Source organism: Salinifilum aidingensis (assembly GCF_054782015.1).
The window spans coordinates 138404-155060 of sequence record NZ_BAAGTH010000013.1 but is presented as its reverse complement, the minus strand read 5'-3'; the positions used below and the strand labels follow the sequence as shown (position 1 = coordinate 155060).

General features: G+C 73.9%; 14 protein-coding genes. 4 read left to right on the top strand and 10 right to left on the bottom strand.

The annotated features are described in order from the left end of the window. Positions 1-3: 3 nt before the first annotated feature. From ACYVJE_RS17870 to mraZ, 4 genes are all read right to left on the bottom strand, one after another. A complete protein-coding gene (locus tag ACYVJE_RS17870) occupies positions 4-1866 on the bottom strand; it encodes a peptidoglycan D,D-transpeptidase FtsI family protein (RefSeq protein ID WP_461145341.1) in 1863 nt (620 codons plus the stop codon). Then, complete coding sequence (locus ACYVJE_RS17865; protein WP_461145340.1) at positions 1866-2747, bottom strand: FtsB family cell division protein; 882 nt, start codon at positions 2745-2747, stop codon at positions 1866-1868. Before ACYVJE_RS17865 ends, ACYVJE_RS17870 begins: the two co-directional genes overlap by 1 nt. After that, positions 2747-3754, bottom strand: coding sequence for a 16S rRNA (cytosine(1402)-N(4))-methyltransferase RsmH (rsmH, locus tag ACYVJE_RS17860; RefSeq protein ID WP_461145339.1), 1008 nt, complete (start codon positions 3752-3754; stop codon positions 2747-2749). Before rsmH ends, ACYVJE_RS17865 begins: the two co-directional genes overlap by 1 nt. A 414-nt stretch (positions 3755-4168) precedes the next feature. Next, entirely contained in the window at positions 4169-4600 is a 432-nt protein-coding gene (gene mraZ, locus ACYVJE_RS17855; RefSeq protein WP_459156787.1) for a division/cell wall cluster transcriptional repressor MraZ, read from the bottom strand. 581 nt (positions 4601-5181) lie between these two features. Here mraZ and ACYVJE_RS17850 point away from each other — a divergent pair. The 3 genes from ACYVJE_RS17850 (at position 5182) to ACYVJE_RS17840 (ending at position 9881) form a co-directional block, all read left to right on the top strand. Then, a complete protein-coding gene (locus ACYVJE_RS17850; protein WP_461145338.1) occupies positions 5182-6300 on the top strand; it encodes an AAA family ATPase in 1119 nt (372 codons plus the stop codon). 78 nt (positions 6301-6378) lie between these two features. Beyond that, on the top strand, positions 6379-7623 hold the full coding sequence (locus tag ACYVJE_RS17845; RefSeq protein ID WP_461145337.1) for a DUF58 domain-containing protein: 1245 nt from the start codon (positions 6379-6381) through the stop codon (positions 7621-7623). Then, positions 7620-9881 (top strand): transglutaminase family protein, encoded by a 2262-nt coding sequence (locus tag ACYVJE_RS17840; RefSeq protein ID WP_461145336.1) that lies wholly within the window; start codon positions 7620-7622, stop codon positions 9879-9881. Before ACYVJE_RS17845 ends, ACYVJE_RS17840 begins: the two co-directional genes overlap by 4 nt. A gap of 205 nt (positions 9882-10086) precedes the next feature. Here ACYVJE_RS17840 and ACYVJE_RS17835 read toward each other — a convergent pair whose 3' ends face one another. After that, positions 10087-10500, bottom strand: coding sequence for a DUF3040 domain-containing protein (locus ACYVJE_RS17835; RefSeq protein WP_459156791.1), 414 nt, complete (start codon positions 10498-10500; stop codon positions 10087-10089). 232 nt (positions 10501-10732) lie between these two features. Beyond that, on the bottom strand, positions 10733-11464 hold the full coding sequence (locus tag ACYVJE_RS17830) for a class I SAM-dependent methyltransferase (RefSeq protein WP_459156792.1): 732 nt from the start codon (positions 11462-11464) through the stop codon (positions 10733-10735). A gap of 102 nt (positions 11465-11566) precedes the next feature. On the opposite strand from ACYVJE_RS17830, the gene ACYVJE_RS17825 reads away from it, so the two are divergent. Next, complete coding sequence (locus tag ACYVJE_RS17825; RefSeq protein ID WP_459156793.1) at positions 11567-12403, top strand: ParA family protein; 837 nt, start codon at positions 11567-11569, stop codon at positions 12401-12403. A gap of 30 nt (positions 12404-12433) precedes the next feature. On the opposite strand, the gene ACYVJE_RS17820 is transcribed toward ACYVJE_RS17825, so the two are convergent. The 4 genes from ACYVJE_RS17820 to ACYVJE_RS17805 form a co-directional block, all read right to left on the bottom strand. After that, positions 12434-13696, bottom strand: a complete 1263-nt coding sequence (locus tag ACYVJE_RS17820; RefSeq protein ID WP_461145335.1) for a uracil-xanthine permease family protein — start codon at positions 13694-13696, stop codon at positions 12434-12436. A 197-nt stretch (positions 13697-13893) separates the two neighbouring features. Then, complete coding sequence (pspM, locus tag ACYVJE_RS17815; RefSeq protein WP_461145334.1) at positions 13894-14772, bottom strand: phage shock envelope stress response protein PspM; 879 nt, start codon at positions 14770-14772, stop codon at positions 13894-13896. 11 nt (positions 14773-14783) lie between these two features. Beyond that, positions 14784-15614: a PspA/IM30 family protein gene (locus ACYVJE_RS17810; RefSeq protein ID WP_459156796.1), complete on the bottom strand. Its 831-nt coding sequence runs from the start codon at positions 15612-15614 to the stop codon at positions 14784-14786. Positions 15615-15961: 347 nt separating this feature from the next. Continuing rightward, the gene (locus ACYVJE_RS17805; protein ID WP_459156797.1) at positions 15962-16459 is read right to left on the bottom strand and encodes a helix-turn-helix domain-containing protein; all 498 of its coding nucleotides are present in this window, start codon (positions 16457-16459) and stop codon (positions 15962-15964) included. Positions 16460-16657 lie beyond the last annotated feature (198 nt).

The window sequence follows — 16657 nt, the reverse complement described above, 5'->3', positions numbered from 1 at the left end:
GCCTCACAGAGGTTTGTCCGCGCGCAGCTTCTGCTCCGGCGCCGGCGGTGACAGCGGCAGGTGGTGGCGCTGCACCAGGTAGGCGCCGATGTCGTGGAACAGCGGCGCGGCCGTCGTCGAGGCGTGGCCGCCCGCTCGCGGGTTGTCGAGCATGATCCCGATGACGTACCGCGGGTTGTCCGCCGGGAGCATCCCCGCGAACGTGATCCAGTGCTTCGACTGGCTGTAGCAGCCGCACTCCGGGTCGACCTGCTGCGCGGTGCCGGTCTTGCCCGCGACCTGGTAGCCGGGCAGCGCCGCGTCCGACCCGGTGCCCTCCTGCACCTCGTTCGGGGACTGCACGACCGCGCGCAGCATGTCCCGCACGGTGCTCGCCGTCCGCGGGCTCACCACGCGCACGCCCTCCGGCGGCTGGTGCCGCACCGTCGTGCCGTCCGGTTTCTCCTCGGAGCGGATGATGCGCGGCGGCACGCGCACCCCGTCGTTGGCGATCGCCTGGTACATGCTCGCCATCTGCAGCGCGGTCATCGACAGCCCCTGCCCGATCGGCAGGTTGGCGAACGTGGTGCCCGACCAGTCCTCGCGGTCCGGGTACGTGCCCGCGGACTCGCCGGGCAGTTCGATGCCGGTGCTCTGCCCCAGCCCGAACTTCTCGGCGATCTCGTTGAACCGCTCCGGCCCCAGCTCCTGCGCCACCTGCAGCGTGCCCACGTTGGAGGACTTGCCGAGCACACCGGTGAACGTCAGCGGAATCGTGCCGTGCTGCCAGGCATCGCCGATCGTCCGGTCCGCCACCTTGATCTTCCCCGGCACCTGCAGCACCTGGTTCGGGCGGACGATGCCGTTCTCGATCGCCGCCGCCGCCGTGATCACCTTGTTCACCGATCCCGGCTCGAACGGCGAGCTCACCGCCGGATTGCCCAGGCCGTCCCCGCCCCAGTCGTTCGAGCTCGGATCGAAGGTGCGGTCGTTGGCCAGCGCGCGCACCTGCCCCGTCTCGGCGTCCAGCACCACCGCGCTGCCGCTCTCGGCCTGCACCCGCCGCGCGTAGTCCGCGAGCTTGCGCTGCACCATGAACTGCAGGTCCGCGTCGATCGTGAGCCGGAAGTCCGACCCCGGAACCGCGGGTTCCAACTCCTGGGTCCCCGGGATGACCACGTCCGACGTGCCGCGCGCGGTGTCGGCGATCTGCACCCCGTTCTTGCCCGCGAGCTCGTCGTCCAGGGACATCTCCAACCCGATCAGCCCGCGGATCTTGCGCTCGTCCATGCGCCAGTTCGCGCCACCGATGATGTCCCCGGCCACGCTGCCCGCCGGGTACTCCCGCGAAGCCCGGTACTCCGAGCCGATCTGCGGGTACTCCTCGGTGATCTTGCGGGCCTGGCCGGAGTCGATCGGCGTGCCGAAGTAGGTGAACTGGTCGTCGTTGAACAGCGCCGTGCGCACTTCCTTCACCGGGATCCGGCCGCCGGTCACCTTCGCGACGAACCGCGCGATCTCGTCCTTGTACTGCTTCGGCGTGGGCGAGGACGGGTCCTTGGCGCGCTCCTCGCGCAGCGTCTCGGTCAGCTGCTGCGGATTCGCGTACAGCTGCTGGCTCTCCCCGCTGAACGCCAGCACCGCGCCGTGGCGGTCGCTGATCGTGCCGCGCTCGGCCGGGACGTCCTGCTTGCTGACCCGCTGCTGCTCGGCCTGCTCGGACAGCGCGCTGGCCTCGAAGGCCTGCACGTGCACGAGCTTGACCGTGGTGAGCGCGAGCAGCGTCACCATGACCACGGACGCGGTGCGCAGCCGCAGCCGGCTGCCCCCGACCTCGGGCCGGCCGGACTTCTTGCGCCGCGGGAAACCCCGCCTGCCACGCGCCATCACGGAGCTCCCGCGGAACGCGTCCCGGGGGTCTCCTGCGCACCCGAGGCGGACCGCGCAGCGCCCCGCGCGTTCCCGCCGTCGGCGCCCCGGCCGTCGCCGGCGGGCCCGGCGGCCTGGTCCGGCGCGTCCTGCGCAGGTCGTCCACCGTCCTGATCGGACTGCGGCCCGCCCCCGCGACCGCTCTGCTCGCCCCGCTGACCGGCGGGCTCGCGCGGTGGTGGTGGCGGTGCCGGGGCCTGCGCCTGCTCCGGCTCACCGATCACCTGCGCGGAACCGTCCGGGCGCTGCACGAGGTGCGCCGGCATCGGACCGGGAACCATGCCCTGCTGCTCGGCGCGGCGCTGGATCATCGGACTCGAGTTGAGCGTGTTGACCTCGCGCACCAGCTCCTCCTTGCGCTCGCTCAACGAGTTCAACTCGGCTTGCCCCTGCTGCAGGTGGTAGCTGCCGCTGACCGCGGCGATCGACAACCACAGCGTGGCGGCCAGCCCCACGCCGAGCAGCGTCATGACCACGCCCACCAGCGGGATGCGGTCAACCGCGCTGCGCAGCCGCAGCACCGCGGGGGAGGACTGCGGGGCCGCGCGCTGGGACCGCGCCGACCGCTGCGCGCCCTGCGGCGTCCCCTTCACCGCCTGCCGGGACTTGGCTCCCCGCCCCGTCCGCCCCGCGGACTTGGTGCCCTGCGCCGTCCGCTCCGCGGACTTGGCTCCCCGCCCCTTCCCCGAGGGCGCGCTCCGCCCGCCGCGGCGCGAGGTGCGCTGCCCCGCGTTCGCGCGGGACCGGCGCTCCTCGCGGGGAGCGGTGTCCTCGGTGGTGCTCCGGGCTGACTGGGAGCGCTTCTGCCCGGTCCGGTTGTTCCGCGTCGGTGCGGTCATCACGCCTCCGTAGCGTCGTCGGCGTCCGGCGGAATGCGCTCGACAGCACGGAGCCGCACTGACGCCGCTCGTGGATTGGCCGCTCTCTCCTCCTCGCCGGCCTGCTCGGCGCCGCGGGTCAGCAACCGCAGCTCCGGGCCGTGCCCCGGTAATTCGACGGGCAGGTCCACCGGCGTGCGGGACCGGGAGCGCTCGGCGAACTCGCGCTTGACCGCCCGGTCCTCGAGCGAGTGGTACGACAGCACTGCCATCCGACCGCCCGGCGCCAGCGCGTCCACGGCCGCCGGCAGCGCCTCGGCCAGCACCTCCAGCTCGCCGTTGACCTCGATGCGCAGCGCTTGGAACGTGCGCTTCGCCGGATGGCCACCGGTGCGGCGCGCTGCGGCGGGCACGGCGTCGTAGATCAGCCGCACGAGGCGCTCGCTGCGCTCGAACGGCTCCTCGGCGCGCCCCCGCACGATCGCCTGCGCGATGCGCGCGGCGAACTTCTCCTCGCCGTAGGTCTTGAGCACGCGGGTGAGCTCCCCGGCGGAATAGGTGTTGAGCACCTCCGCAGCGGTGCGCTCAGCCGTGGTGTCCATCCGCATGTCCAGCGGCGCGTCCTGGGCGTAGGAGAAACCCCGCTCGGCCTCGTCGAGCTGCAGCGAGGACACGCCGAGGTCGAACAGGACGGCGTCCACCGTGGACACCTCGTGCTCGGCGAGCACCTCGGCCAGCCGGTCGTAGCGGGCGTGCACCAGGCGCGTCCGGTCGGCGTAGCCGCGCAACCGCTGCTCGGACATCCGCAGCGCCGCCGGGTCGCGGTCCAGCCCGAGCAGCGTGACACCGGGGTGCGCCTGCAGCAGCGCCAGGGCGTGCCCGCCCATGCCCAGGGTCGCGTCGACGACCACGGCGGACTCCCGCCGCAGCGCCGGCGCGAGGAGTTCCAGCGTGCGCTCCAGCAGGACCGGAACGTGCCGGTCCGCAGGAGAGGCGCCGGATCCCCCCTCGTCTCGTCGTTCGGCCACGGCTGTCCCCCTTCTCTCCCGTGCGCCGGAATGCGGTGCACCTGCCGGCCCCTCGCCGGTGCGGTGCGCTGTTGTTCGGCTCGGCCCGCGACGCTCCCCCGCGGGCTCGCGGACGCGCCCTGCCGCGGCGCTCCCGCGCGGCGGGCGCGACTTCCGGACGTGCTCCGCGGCGTGCTCGCGGGACGCTGCACCCGGAGCCGCGCAACCCACCGAACACGCCTGCACGCGGAACCTCCCACCTGCGCGCACGCCGATGGCGTGCCGGCGCCCTCGTCCTCGCGTGACGGATACCGCCAGGTCCCCGCCCGCTCGTCGCGTCCTGACGCCGGGGAAGGTGCGTCAGGCGTGCGATAACCGAGCGGACCGAGGCCTAACGGCACCCGAAACGGTGGCGCCGCGCCGGAAGTCCCGGCCTCAGAACACGCCGGGCAACACCTCCTCCTGCGCCTGCGCGCACGCCTCCTCGTGCTCGTCCAAGTAGGACTGCCAGCGCTCGGCGTTCCAGACCTCGAGGCGGTTGATCGCGCCGATCACCACGCACTCCTTGTGGAGATCGGCGTAGCGCCGCAGCTCCGCAGCGATGGAGATGCGGCCCTGCCCGTCGGGCTGCTGCTCGTCGGTCCCGGCGAACAGGTAGCGCTGGTAGGCCCGCACGGTCTCGTTCGTGAACGGGGCCTCGGCGAGCTTGCGCGCCATCTGCTCGAACTCCGCGCGGGGGAACACGAACAGGCAGTGGTCCTGCCCCTTGGTGACCATCAACCCCCCTGCGAGCGCTTCCCGGAACTTCGCCGGCAGCGTGAGCCGGCCCTTGTCGTCGAGTCGTGGGTGGTGGGTTCCGAGGAACATCCCGGGCCACCTCCCCACAGTGAGGACACTCCGCACCGCTCCGGACGAACGCGCCGACCACCCGGGGCGCCCCGGACGACCCGAGCACGGCGGACGCACCGACTACCGTCCGCGGGAACCTCGATCACTCCCGGTTGGACCGGAACCTCGTGAACCGGCACCCACCCCGTGAACCGACAGCCTGCGATTCGATCTCCCCACTGCGCACCACAGTACCCCACTTCGCTCCACCGTCAACACGAAACACCGCGGCACGAGCGCACTCCTTCGAGGCATTTGTGCTGGTGAAAGCAGGTGGGAGACAGCGGGGCGGCGGTGGGGAGCTCCGCCGCCCGGCGCGTCGCGACCGCGGGCGCGGGACCCGAGCGCCGCGCCCCCGCGGAGCCGACGGCATGATCCGGGCGGCACCTCCGGCGGTTATGCTCGGCTGTCGCCCTCGGACCGGTCGCCGGCGGACGGCGGGGACGCCGCGTCACCGGCCGAGCAACAGCACAACGCAGCACGCCCGGTGCACCAGCGCGGCCGCGAGCACCCTCGCCGAGCACGACCGCCCGAGTCCGACCCGTCCTTGGAGGCCACCCATGCGCGACCCGTTCCCCTCCCGTCTCGCCGAGACGAGCGGGCAGTCGGCGCCCTCCGGCGGTCGCGCCCGCGGCGAGAGCACCGAACCCCTCGCCGGGTCCGGGCACAACGCGGAGTCCGGCAGCACCACCGGGACCGGCAGCAGCCGCACCGACCGGGGCGTCGAACCGGACGCGGCGGCCCTGGCCGACACGATCCACCGCATCGCCGCGAACGTGGAACGCGTCGTCGTCGGCAAGCCCGAGGTCGTGCGCATCGCCCTGATCACCCTGCTCTCCCAGGGACACCTGCTCATCGAGGACGTGCCCGGGGTCGGCAAGACCTCGCTGGCGAAGGCGCTGGCGCGCTCGATCGACTGCTCGGTCAGCCGCATCCAGTTCACACCCGACCTGCTCCCCAGCGACGTCACCGGCGTGTCGGTCTACGACCGCAACTCGGACTCCTTCGAGTTCCACCCGGGTGCGGTCTTCGCGAACATCGTCGTCGGCGACGAGATCAACCGCGCCTCCCCCAAGACCCAGTCGGCGCTGCTGGAGTGCATGGAGGAGGATCAGGTCACAGTGGACGGCCAGACGTACCCGCTGGCCGCGCCGTTCATGGTGGTGGCCACGCAGAACCCGGTGGAGCTGGAAGGCACCTACGCGCTGCCCGAAGCCCAGCGCGACCGGTTCACCGCCCGCGTGTCGGTCGGCTACCCGACCGCCGAGGCGGAACTGGCCATGGTCGACGAGCACTCCGGCCACCAGCCCCTCGAGGATCTCTCGCCGGTGACCGATGCCGAGCGGGTGCACGAGCTCGCGCGGGCCGTGCGCGTGATCCACATCAGCACCGAGCTGCGCCGCTACGCCGTCGAGCTCGTCGCGGGCACCCGGTCGCTCTCCGAGCTGCGCCTGGGCGCCTCCCCCCGCGCCACGCTGCACCTCGTGCGCGCCGCCCGCGCGCACGCCGCCCTGTCGGGGCGCTCCTACGTCATCCCCGACGACCTCCACGAGATCGCCGTGCCGGTGCTGGCGCACCGGCTCGTCCTCACCAGCGAGGCCCGCTCCGCGCGCAAGTCGGCAGCGGAGCTGGTGCGGCGGATGCTCCGGGATGTCCCGGTGCCGCGCAACGCGGGATAGAGTGCGCGTGCCGGGCTCCGGCGGCGTCACCACCATCCCACCGCGTGCGATCCGAATGAGGGGCGAGACTGATCGTTGATGCTGTCGGGCCTGACGCTCCGCGGGCGCTGCCTGCTGGCGGCCGGACTGGCCGCGGTGGTGAGCGCGCTCCTGCTCGACGAGCGCGACCTGCTGCGCGTGGCCGCCTTCGTGCTCGCCCTCCCGCTGCTGGCCGCGACGTGGACCCTGCGCACCCGGCGCGCGCTGCGCGCCCGGCGTGAGGTCGCACCGGCGCGGGTGGAAGCGGGGCAGCCGGTGCGGGTGCGCCTGGAGATCACCGCCACCAGCCGCCTGCCCTCCGGCGGACTGGTCCTGTCCGACCACACCCCGCACGGCCTGCCCGCGGCGAGCCACTTCCGGCTGGACGCGCTGCCCCGGCACGCCCCCGCTGCGGTGCACTACACCGTGCACCCCCGGCTGCGGGGCCACTACCTGTTGGGGCCGCTGACCACCCGCGTGGCCGACCCGCTCGGCATGTCCGAGGCGCGCGAGGAGATCGCCGGGCCCTCGCGGTTGACGGTGCTGCCGCGGACCGTGCCGCTGCGGGGGATGTCGCCCGGCGCGGGCCACGGCCAGGGAGCCCGCGGGCGCAGCCGCCCGCACCCGGGGCAGGGCGTGGAGGACGCGATGGTGCGCGAGTACCGCCGCGGCGACGACATGCGCCGGGTGCACTGGAAGTCCACGGCGCGCCGCCAGGAGCTGATGGTGCGGGTCGACGAGCACCCCTGGCACGGCGGCACCACCGTCCTGCTGGACCGCCGGGGCCCCGCCCACCGCGGCAGCGGCGCCGAGTCGAGCGTCGAGTGGGCCGTCTCGGCCGCCGCGAGCATCTGGTTGCACCTGCGCGCCTCGGGCCGCCCGGTGCAGCTGATCACCGAGGACGACCAGCAGCTGGACACCGCGGCCGCCGGACCGAACGGCGACGACCGCGTCCTCGACGCGCTGGCCGGGGTGCGCACCAGCGCGCACCGCGACCTCGGCTTCACCGACGACCCCGGTGACGGGCAGGAGCTCATCGCCGTGCTCGGCGAGCTCACCGCCCCCGGTGTGGCCGAGCTCAGCCGGCTGCGCCCGGAGGGGACGCAGAGCCTGGCGCTGCTGCTGGACGTGGGCCGCTGGTCCGGGCAGCCGTTCGGCGGTGCCGATCCGTACCGCGCCGCGGACCGGCTGCGGGCGAGCGGCTGGACCGCGGTGGTCGCCACGCCCGGCACGTCCGTGGCGGCGGCGTGGCAGCTGCTGTGCTCGGCCGAGGGCGCCGAGGCCGCGGAAGGGGTGACGCTGTGAACCCGCGCTCGTGGCGGCTGGACACGTCGCTGCTGGCCGCGCTCGCCGGCGCGGCGGCCGTGCTGTGCGCCTCGGCGGCGTTCGCCGGTGTGCTGGCCGACGTCTCCTGGGTGGCCCCGGCGTTCGGCACCGTGCTCGGCGTCGTGCTCGTCGGCGTGCTCGCCCGCGCCCTGCACTGGCACCCGGCGCTGGTCGTGCTCGCCCAGCTCGTCGGGCTGGCGCTGCTGCTGAGCGCGCTGTTCTCCGACCGCGCGCTGCTCGGGTTCGTGCCCACCGCGGACAGCCTCGGCGAGTTCGCGGAGCTGCTCGGCCGGGCGGGCGAGGTGGTGCGCACCGGAACACCCCCGGTCCCGGCGGAGCGCGCGCTGCGCTGCCTGCTGTGCCTGAGCCTGGGGATCGTGGCGGTCGCGGTGGACGCGATCGTCGTCGCCGCCCGTTCCGCGGCCGTGGCCGGGCTGGTGCTGCTGTGCGTGTTCGCGATCCCCTCGGCGCTGTCGGGCGACCTGCTGCCGTGGTGGACCTTCGCGCTGGCCGCCGCGGGGTTCTCCCTGCTGCTCACCGCCGACCCGCGGCAGCACCACTGGCGCGCGCGGGAGCGCCCCGGTCGCGTGCTCCGCGGCCTGCTCGGCCCCGCCGGGCTGAGCGCGGTGGCGATCGCCGCCGTCCTCGGCCTCCTCAGCGGCGTGGTGTTCACCGGAGTGGGCACGCAGGGCCGGTTCCCCGTCGGTGGCCCCAACAGCACGACCCGCACCGAGGGCATCGGGCTGCGCCCGTTCACCTCGCTGCGCGGCCAGCTCACCCAGGACGACCCGACCGAGCTGTTCCGCGTGCGCGGACTTCCGGAGGGCACGTACCTGCGCGCGATGACGCTGCGCAACTTCGACCCGCGCCGGGGCTGGTCGCTGGCGGGGCTCACCCGCGGCGTCCCGGCCGGCCCGCAGCTGCCGACGCCCGAGGGCACCTCGATCACCGAGGGCGAGCGGGCCCGGGTGCGGATCCAGCCGGTCAGCTACCGCGACCCGTGGCTGCCGGTCTTCGGCACCCCCACCGGCGTGTCCGGCATGGGGCCCGGGTGGCGCTACGACCCCGCCGCCGGGATCGTGTTCACCCAGCGCAAGCAGGACAGCCAGGCCTACACCGAGCGGATGGTGCTGCCCGCTCCCAGCGCCGAGGACCTGCGCAACGCCGACGGCCCGGTGGCGGTCGCGCCCGCGTACCTGGACACGCGCGGGATCCCGCGCCGGGCGGGCGACCTCGCCCGGCGGATCACCGCCGACGCGCCCACCGACTTCGACCGCGCGGTCGCGCTCAACCGGTTCTTCACCGACTCGCGGAACGGCTTCACCTACGACGAGAGCACCGGACCGGCCTCCGGGACCGACGGCCTGAGCGAGTTCCTGTTCCGCAACCGGCGCGGCTACTGCGAGCAGTACGCCTCCGGGATGGCGGCGATGCTGCGGGAAGTGGGCATCCCGTCGCGCGTCGCCGTCGGCTTCACCCCCGGAACGCCGAACGGGGAGGGTGAGCGCAGCATCACCACGCAGGACGCGCACGCCTGGGTGGAGGCCTACTTCCCCGGCTGGGGGTGGCAGACGTTCGACCCGACACCGCTGGACGACGGGCGCACCGACGTGCCGCAGTACCTCGACCAGCAGCCGCCGCCCCCGCCGGACGGCACCCCGCCGAGCGGGGAGGACTCCCCCCCACCGGAGGAGACCGGCACCCCCGCGCCCCAGGACCGCCCCGAGCCTCCGCAGCCGGACGCCGCGGGAGGGCGCGGCGACGCGCCCGCCTGGCCTGCGGTGCTCGCCAGCGTGCTCGTGCTCGCCGCTGCCGCGTGCGGCGTTCCCGCCGGGGTGCGGCGGTTGCGGCGGGAGCGGCGGCGCCGCGACGCCGCAGCTGGCGGTGCCGAGGCCGCGGGGCAGGCGTGGCGCGAGGTGGAGGACGCGTTCGCCGACCGCGGGTCGGTGCTCGGTTCCTCGGAGACGGCGCGGACGGCCGCGGCTCGGCTCGCCGAGCAGCACGGGCTCGACGAGCCGAGCCGGCGCGCGCTGCGGCAGCTGGTCCACGTCACCGAGCACGCCTGGTACGCCCCGGCCGGAACGCCCGCCGTGCCGCAGCCCGCCCCGGACGAGCTGCGGACCGCGGTGGACGCGGTCCTCGACGGGCTGCACCGGGCCGCACCGCTGCCGTGGCACCGGCGGCTGTTCCCCCGGTCGGTGCTGGTGGGACGGCGCGGTCTCCTCCCCCGGCGCTGATCCCTCCCGCGGTGCCGGCCTCCCGCGGTGCCGGCCTCCCGCGGTGCCGGCCTCCCGCGGTGCCGGCCTCCCGCGGTGCTGGAGCGCTCGCCGCGCGCACGAATTCGCCGGCCGCGACTCGGCGCGGCCGGCGAGGACGGCGCTACCGGGACTCCGCTGTCACCGGGGCTCTGCTGTCGTCGGGGTTCCTGCTGCCGCCGGGGCCCTACTGCTCGAACCGCCGTCGGAGGCGGTCCTCCATCCGCTGCGAGAGCGAACCGCGAGCACGTGGCTCACGTTTTTTTCGTCCACCCCCGCCCTCTCGCTCACCTGTTCCCTGTGCGCCGTTCTCCTCGTCGCCACCACCGCGCATGGCGGTGAAGGCGAACACCGCTCCGGCGAACATCACGAGGAAGCCGACCACGCTCACGACGGGGATGTCTGCCGGTTTGACCGGTATCACGACACCGACCACCAGCAGCACCAGGCCGAGCGCGAACACGACGCCGCCCTGCAGGCGGCGCCGGCGGGACGGCCGGTGCACTCGTCCACGGACGGTGGACGCGAACTTCGGGTCTTCGGCGTAGAGCGCGCGCTCGATCTGGTCGAGCATTCGCTGCTCGTGCTCGGAGAGTGGCATGGCTCCTCCTCCGGCACAGGTCTGTCGGTGGCGCCGGTAACCCGCACCACCAGCTGGGTGCGAGCCGGTCCGGCGAACGCTTGGGGGCGTCATTTACGAGGATACGGTGCCCGCGACGCGACGACTACCCGGTCCCGGTGCCGAGGCGGTGCGAGGTTGCCGACATCATCCCCTCGGGGCAATGATCTTGCCATCGCGGCGGTACGCCAGCGCAACCGGGGGATGCCCGGGATCAGCCGACCACGCGTCCGATGCCGTGCAACCGGGTCGCGATGTCCCGCAACGGGGGCTGCGCCGAGGACGCGCGCTCCAGCTCCAGCAGCGCCTCGAGCGCCTTCGGGTTGGTCTCAACGGTGGAACCCGGGACCAGGTCGCTGAGCACGCCCTGCCCCTGGATCAGCTCCACGTCCAGCCCCGACTCCGTCAGCGCCGCGGTGAGGCTCTCCGTGTCGAACCGCCGCTGCAGCGGCTCGGCCGAGTCCGGCACCCGTCCGTCGGCATTGCGGTACAGGCTCAGCGCGTCCGGCAGGCGCCCCGCGAGAGCGCGCCCCAGCACGGCCGCGTACCGGTTGGCGACGAGGACCGACACCGCACCCGCGGGCGCGGTCGCCGCGATCATGGTGCGCAGCGAAGCAGCCACGTCGTCGACGTACTCCAGCAGCCCGTGGCCGAGCACGAGGTCCGCCCCGCCCTGCAGGGGCGGGTTCTCCAGCGCATCGGTGTCCCCCTGCACCGGGTTGATCCACTCGGAGACGCCCGCCTCCGCCGCGCGGCGCTGCAGCATCGCCAGCGCGTTCGGGCTGGGGTCGACGACCGTGACCACGCAGCCCGTCGCTGCGAGCGGCACGGCCCACACGCCGCTGCCACCACCGACGTCGAGCACTTGGGGCGGGTCACCTCCCCTGCGGTGCCGCGCCTCGGCGAGTTCGTCTTCCAGCACGCGGTGGACTGCGTCGGATCGCATGGCCCGAGCGTAATCCGAGCCCGCAGCGCACCTGGCGGCGGCGTGCCGGTGCGATCACGACGCCTGCCCAACACTCCCGAGCGGCCCGTAGGCTGCGGAACCGTGCAGACGGTGGCAGTGCTCAGCCTCAAAGGCGGCGTAGGCAAGACGACCGTGACGCTCGGACTGGCTTCGGCCGCGATGCGCCGCGGTGTGCGCACCCTCGTGGTGGACCTCGACCCGCAGTGCAACGCGACGGCGTGCCTGGAACCCGGGGAGACCGAGGCCGACCTCCGCGACGTCCTCGCCGATCCCGGCGCGGCGACGTTGCGCGCCGCGATCAGCCCGACCTCGTGGGACGAGGACGTCGACGTCCTCGTCGGCTCCGAGGGCGGCGCGCAGCACGACGGCGACGGCGGCGCGCACCTCACCGGGCTGACCGCGGCGCTGTCGGCGCTGGCCGCCGAGCAGGACGAACCGCCCTACCAGCTCGTCCTGGTGGACTGCCCTCCCTCGCTGGAGCGGACGACCCGCGCGGCGCTCGTCGCCGCCGACCGCGCGCTGCTCGTCACCGAACCGACCATCTTCGCCGTGTCCGGGGTCCAGCGCGCCTTCGAAGCGGTGCAGGCCGAGCGGGAGGCGCGCAACCCGGACCTGCAGCCGCTCGGGGTCGTGGTCAACCGGATCCGCGCGCGCTCGCAGGAGCACCAGTTCCGCGTGGAGGAGCTGCGCGAGATCTTCGGCCCGCTCGTCATGCCGGTGTCGCTGCCGGACCGGCTCGCCGTGCAGCAGACCCAGGGCGCCTGCGTGCCGATCCACCGCTGGGACACCCCCGGGGCCCGGGAGATCGCGCTGGGCTTCAACCTGCTGCTCGCCCGGACCCTGCGCGCCGGCGGCCGGCCCGCTTCCGAGGCCGCGCCGGAGGACGACGAACCCGACGAGGAGGACCTCGAGGTCTGACGTGCCGGGGCGCCGAGGGGGCGGTGCGGCTCAGCCGCGCAGGTCGGCGATCCGGCGCAGCAGCGGGTAGAGCACGACGATGCCGACCGAGCCCCACACCAGTCCGGGGATGCGCAGCCCGCCGAGCGACAGCGTCAGGTCGCCCACCGCGGCGAGCAGCGCCGTCCCGAGCACGAGGAGGTTCACCGGATCGGCCAGGTCCGCTCCGGACTCGGCGAGCACCCGCACCCCGACCAGCGCCAGCAGACCGCCCAGCGCGAGCAGCACGCCTCCCACCACGCCGGGCGGGATCGTGTTCAGCAGCGCGCTGACCTTCGGGCAGAACGACACGAGCACCGCCACGACGGCCGCGGCGAAGCACGCGGCCGTGGAGTAGACGCGCGTGGCCGCCATGAGCCCCACGTTCGGCCCGGAGTTGCTCAGCGCGGCACCACCGCCCGCGGCGGAGAGCGCCGTGGCCGCCCCGCCCCCGATGAGCGCGTTGCCGATGTGCGGGTCGAGGTCCCGGTCGCTGCTGACCGCGACCGCCTTGATGTGCGCGACGTGCTCGGCGACGAGGACGATCACCAGCGGCAGCAGGTAGGGCATCACCGTCAGGTGGATCTCCGGCGCGACGAACTCCGGCAGCCCCACCCAGGGCGCCGCGTCCAGCCGCGCCGCCCGCTCGGCCGGGACCGCTCCGGTGAGCGCGCCGTGGGCCCAGCCCGCCGCGACGCCGAGCAGCACGCCGCTGCGGAGCAGCACGCCCCGGCTGCACGCGGTGACGAGCAGGATGGTGCCCACGGTGACCACTCCCGGAGCGGCGCGGCCGTCGAACGCGGAGACCGCGCGGGGGGCGAGGCTGGCCCCGAACATGAGCACCACGGTCCCCGTGATCACCGGTGGCAGGGCGGCTTCGAGCAGGCGCACCCCGAGCGCCTTCACGGCCACGCCCACGGCGACCACGGCCAGCCCCACCGTCACGATGCCGCCGAGCAGCGCCGCCGGACTGGCCCGCCCGTGCTCCACCGCAGCGTTCAGCGGCACGACGAACGCCAGCGAGGCACCGAGGTAGGCGGGCACGCGGTAGCGCGTGAGGACCAGGAACAGCAGCGTGCCCAGTCCGGAGAACAGCAGCGCGGTGGACGCGGGAAAGCCCGTCAGCAGCGGCACCAGCATCGTGCTGCCGAACATCACCACCGCGTGCTGGATCCCGAAACCGATCGTGACCGGCCAGCTCAGCCGCTCCTCGGTAGCGACGACAGCATCGCGCAGCGGGCGCCGACCGTTGCCGTGCACGGTCCACAACGCCACGTTGCCTCCCCCGACACATTCCAGGCATCAGAACGACGAGCTGTCACGCCTAGTAGCGACATCGGGGAGATTACTCGATCAGCTCACACAATCAAGCCATTGAGGTAGGCGAGGAGAACCACACTGGTTTACGACGAGTGACCGAGCGCGTCGGCCTCCGAATGCCGGGGCCCTGGTGCCGGAGCCCCTGCGGCGACTCAGCGGGACTCGTCCTCCTGCGAGGGCCGCTCCAGCGGCTCCCCCCGCGGGGGACGCTCCAGCGGCGGCGCGGTTCCTCCCGCGCCCGCATCGCCGAGGACCTCGCGCAACCCCGCGGCGAGACCGGCCAACCGGTCGGTGGCGTCCTGCAGCAGGTCCCGCTGCTCCGGCGCGTCGCTGGCCGCGACCGCGCGCCCGGCCGCGGCCACGAGCTTGCCGTACTCCTCGACGCCCTCGTCCAGTTCGCCGCGCAGCCGCCGCACGTCCTCGTCCAGCTGCGCCCGCTGCTCGTCCGGGACGTGCTCGCGCGCGGCCTCCACGGCGACGAGCCGGTCCGCACCGTGCCGCAACTCCCGGGCCGTGGCGTCCGCCGTGCCCCGCGCCTCGGTGACCGCGACGCTGTCGGAGACGACAGCGGCCCCGCGCAACCGCTCCAAGGCCTGGTGCAGGCTCTGCTCCGCGTCGCGCAGCCGGCGCATCGGCTCCCGCGCCGCGGAGTCGCTCGGTGGCAGCTCCACCGGCTCCGGCGCGGCCTCGGGCAGCGGCTCGCGCTTGAGCCTGCGGTAGCGCAGGCCCGCCCCCACGGCACCGGCGCCGCTGAGCACGGCCAGACCGCCGAAACCCGTGGCCGCGGAGTACTGCAGGAGGGCCGGGACGAAGTCGGCCATCCCCGAACCGACCGCGCCCGCGCCGAACACACCCGTCGCGAGACCGCCACCGGTGGCCGTGCGCTTGGCCCAGCGGCGCTTGCGCAGCAAGCGCGCGCGGGGGTCGCGCCACCGCGCGACCCGCTTGCGCACCTCGGGCAGCACCTCCTGGCCGACGCGGGTGGCCGTGGAGAACCCCCACTCGACCAGCTCGCGCTTACCCCGGCCCACGACGACTCCCCTCAGGCCTGGTCGGCCTGCGGGTTCTGCCGCTGCTGCGGCTGCGCCGCCGGCTCGTCCGCAGCGCCGCTCGCGCCACCGGTGACCTGCTGCTGGTCCTTCGTCCCGCTGCTGCCCAGCGAGGCGCGCAGCTGGTTGAGCCGGTTCGCCCCCGCCGCGTCGATCGAGGCCTGCTCGACTTCGGCCATCCGGCCCTCGACGCTGTTCTGCGCCAGCTCGGCCTCACCGAGGGCGGTGCTGTAGCGGTTCTCGATCTTGTCCCGCACCTCGTCGAGCGTCGGCGTGCTGCTGTCCGCGGTGTTCATGTTGTTCATCTGCTTGAGCGAGGACGAGACCTGCTCCTGCATCTTGGCCTGCTCCAGCTGGCTGAGCAGCTTCGTCCGCTCGGCGATCTTCTGCTGCAGCTGCTGGGAGTTGCGCTCCACGGCCTGCTTGGCCTGCTCGGCGGCCTGCAGGGCCTGGTCGTGCATCGACTTGAGGTCCTCGACGCTCTGCTCGGCGCTGACCAGCTGGCTCGCGAACTGCTGCGCGCTCTGCTCGTACTTCTGCGCCTGCTCCTCGTCGCCCTGCGCCCGGGCGTCCTCGGCCATCTGCAGCGCCTGCTTGGCCGAGGACTGGAGCTTCTCCACCTCGCCGAGCTGGCGGTTGAGCTTCATCTCCAGCTGCCGCTGGTTGCCGATGACCGAGGCGGCCTGCTGCGAGAGGTCCTGGTGCTGCCGCTGCAGTTCCTCGATGGCCTGCTGGATCTGCACCTTCGGATCGGCGTGCTCGTCGACCTTCGACGAGAACGACGCCATCAGGTACTTCCAGAACTTCACGAACGGGTTGGCCATCTCCTCCGCCTGCCTTCTGTCCCCTGCTCGGCTGCCGTCGCCGGACCACAGCACGACCCCGTGCACGTGGGCTGCCCCACGTGTCCATCGTGTCAGGTGACCGCCACCGCTTCCACCGAGCCGGGAAGATCTTCGGAAATTTGCCGCGAGCTTAACGAGGATCACCACTGCGCGCCCGCAGGGGCCTCGTTTCGCTCGTCAGTGCGACAGCCCCGCACCGCGGAGCGACAGCCCGCAGCGCGAAGGCCCGCCGAACTCCCCGCAGGAACCGCCCCGGGCGGAACGCACGCCCGGCACGGGCGCTTCCCGGCGCGGGACGCAGCGCGCCCCGCGCCGGGTGCCGCCGCTCAGGCGGCGACGACGACGTCCTTGCGCACCGGTGCGTCGATGCGGTGGCTGAGCATCGACTGGAGGTACAGGTCTCCGGCGCTCCCGTCCGCGGTGGCCCGTGGCTCCGCATCGACGAGCTCGTCGGCCCAGTCGGAACCGGCCGCTCCGGACCGGGCGGCGGCACCGGCCAGCTCCCCCTCGGGCAGCTGCGCACCGAGCAGGCTCGGCACGAGCTGGTCGCCCCCGGTGGCGCCCTGGCCGACGACCTCCGGCGCGACCACGCCCTTGTCCAGATCGCCGGCGACGGTCACCAGGAGTTCCGGAAGTGGGAGGTCCAGCGCGTCGCAGATGGACGCGAGCAGCTCGCTGGAGGCTTCCTTGCGTCCTCGCTCCACCTCGGAGAGATAGCCGAGGCTCACCCGAGCCGCGTGCGAGACGTCCCGCAGGGTGCGGGACTGAGCGGCCCTGGCGCGGCGCAGCCGTTCTCCGACCGCTTCCCGCAACATCACGGTCATCGCGCGCCTCCCTTCGTCCGTCGCCTCCGTCGCGACGTGTGAACGCACCCTACGTTACTCATCCAGCGGCCTTAACGAGAACGATCCAAGCCAAGTCCGCCGAGGGCGAACGACTCGCACGCGTGCACAACCCTTCCGTCTCGCGATCCTCGCTGCGGCGTCGGTCGACTCCGCACGGCACCACCTCGGCAGGCCCCA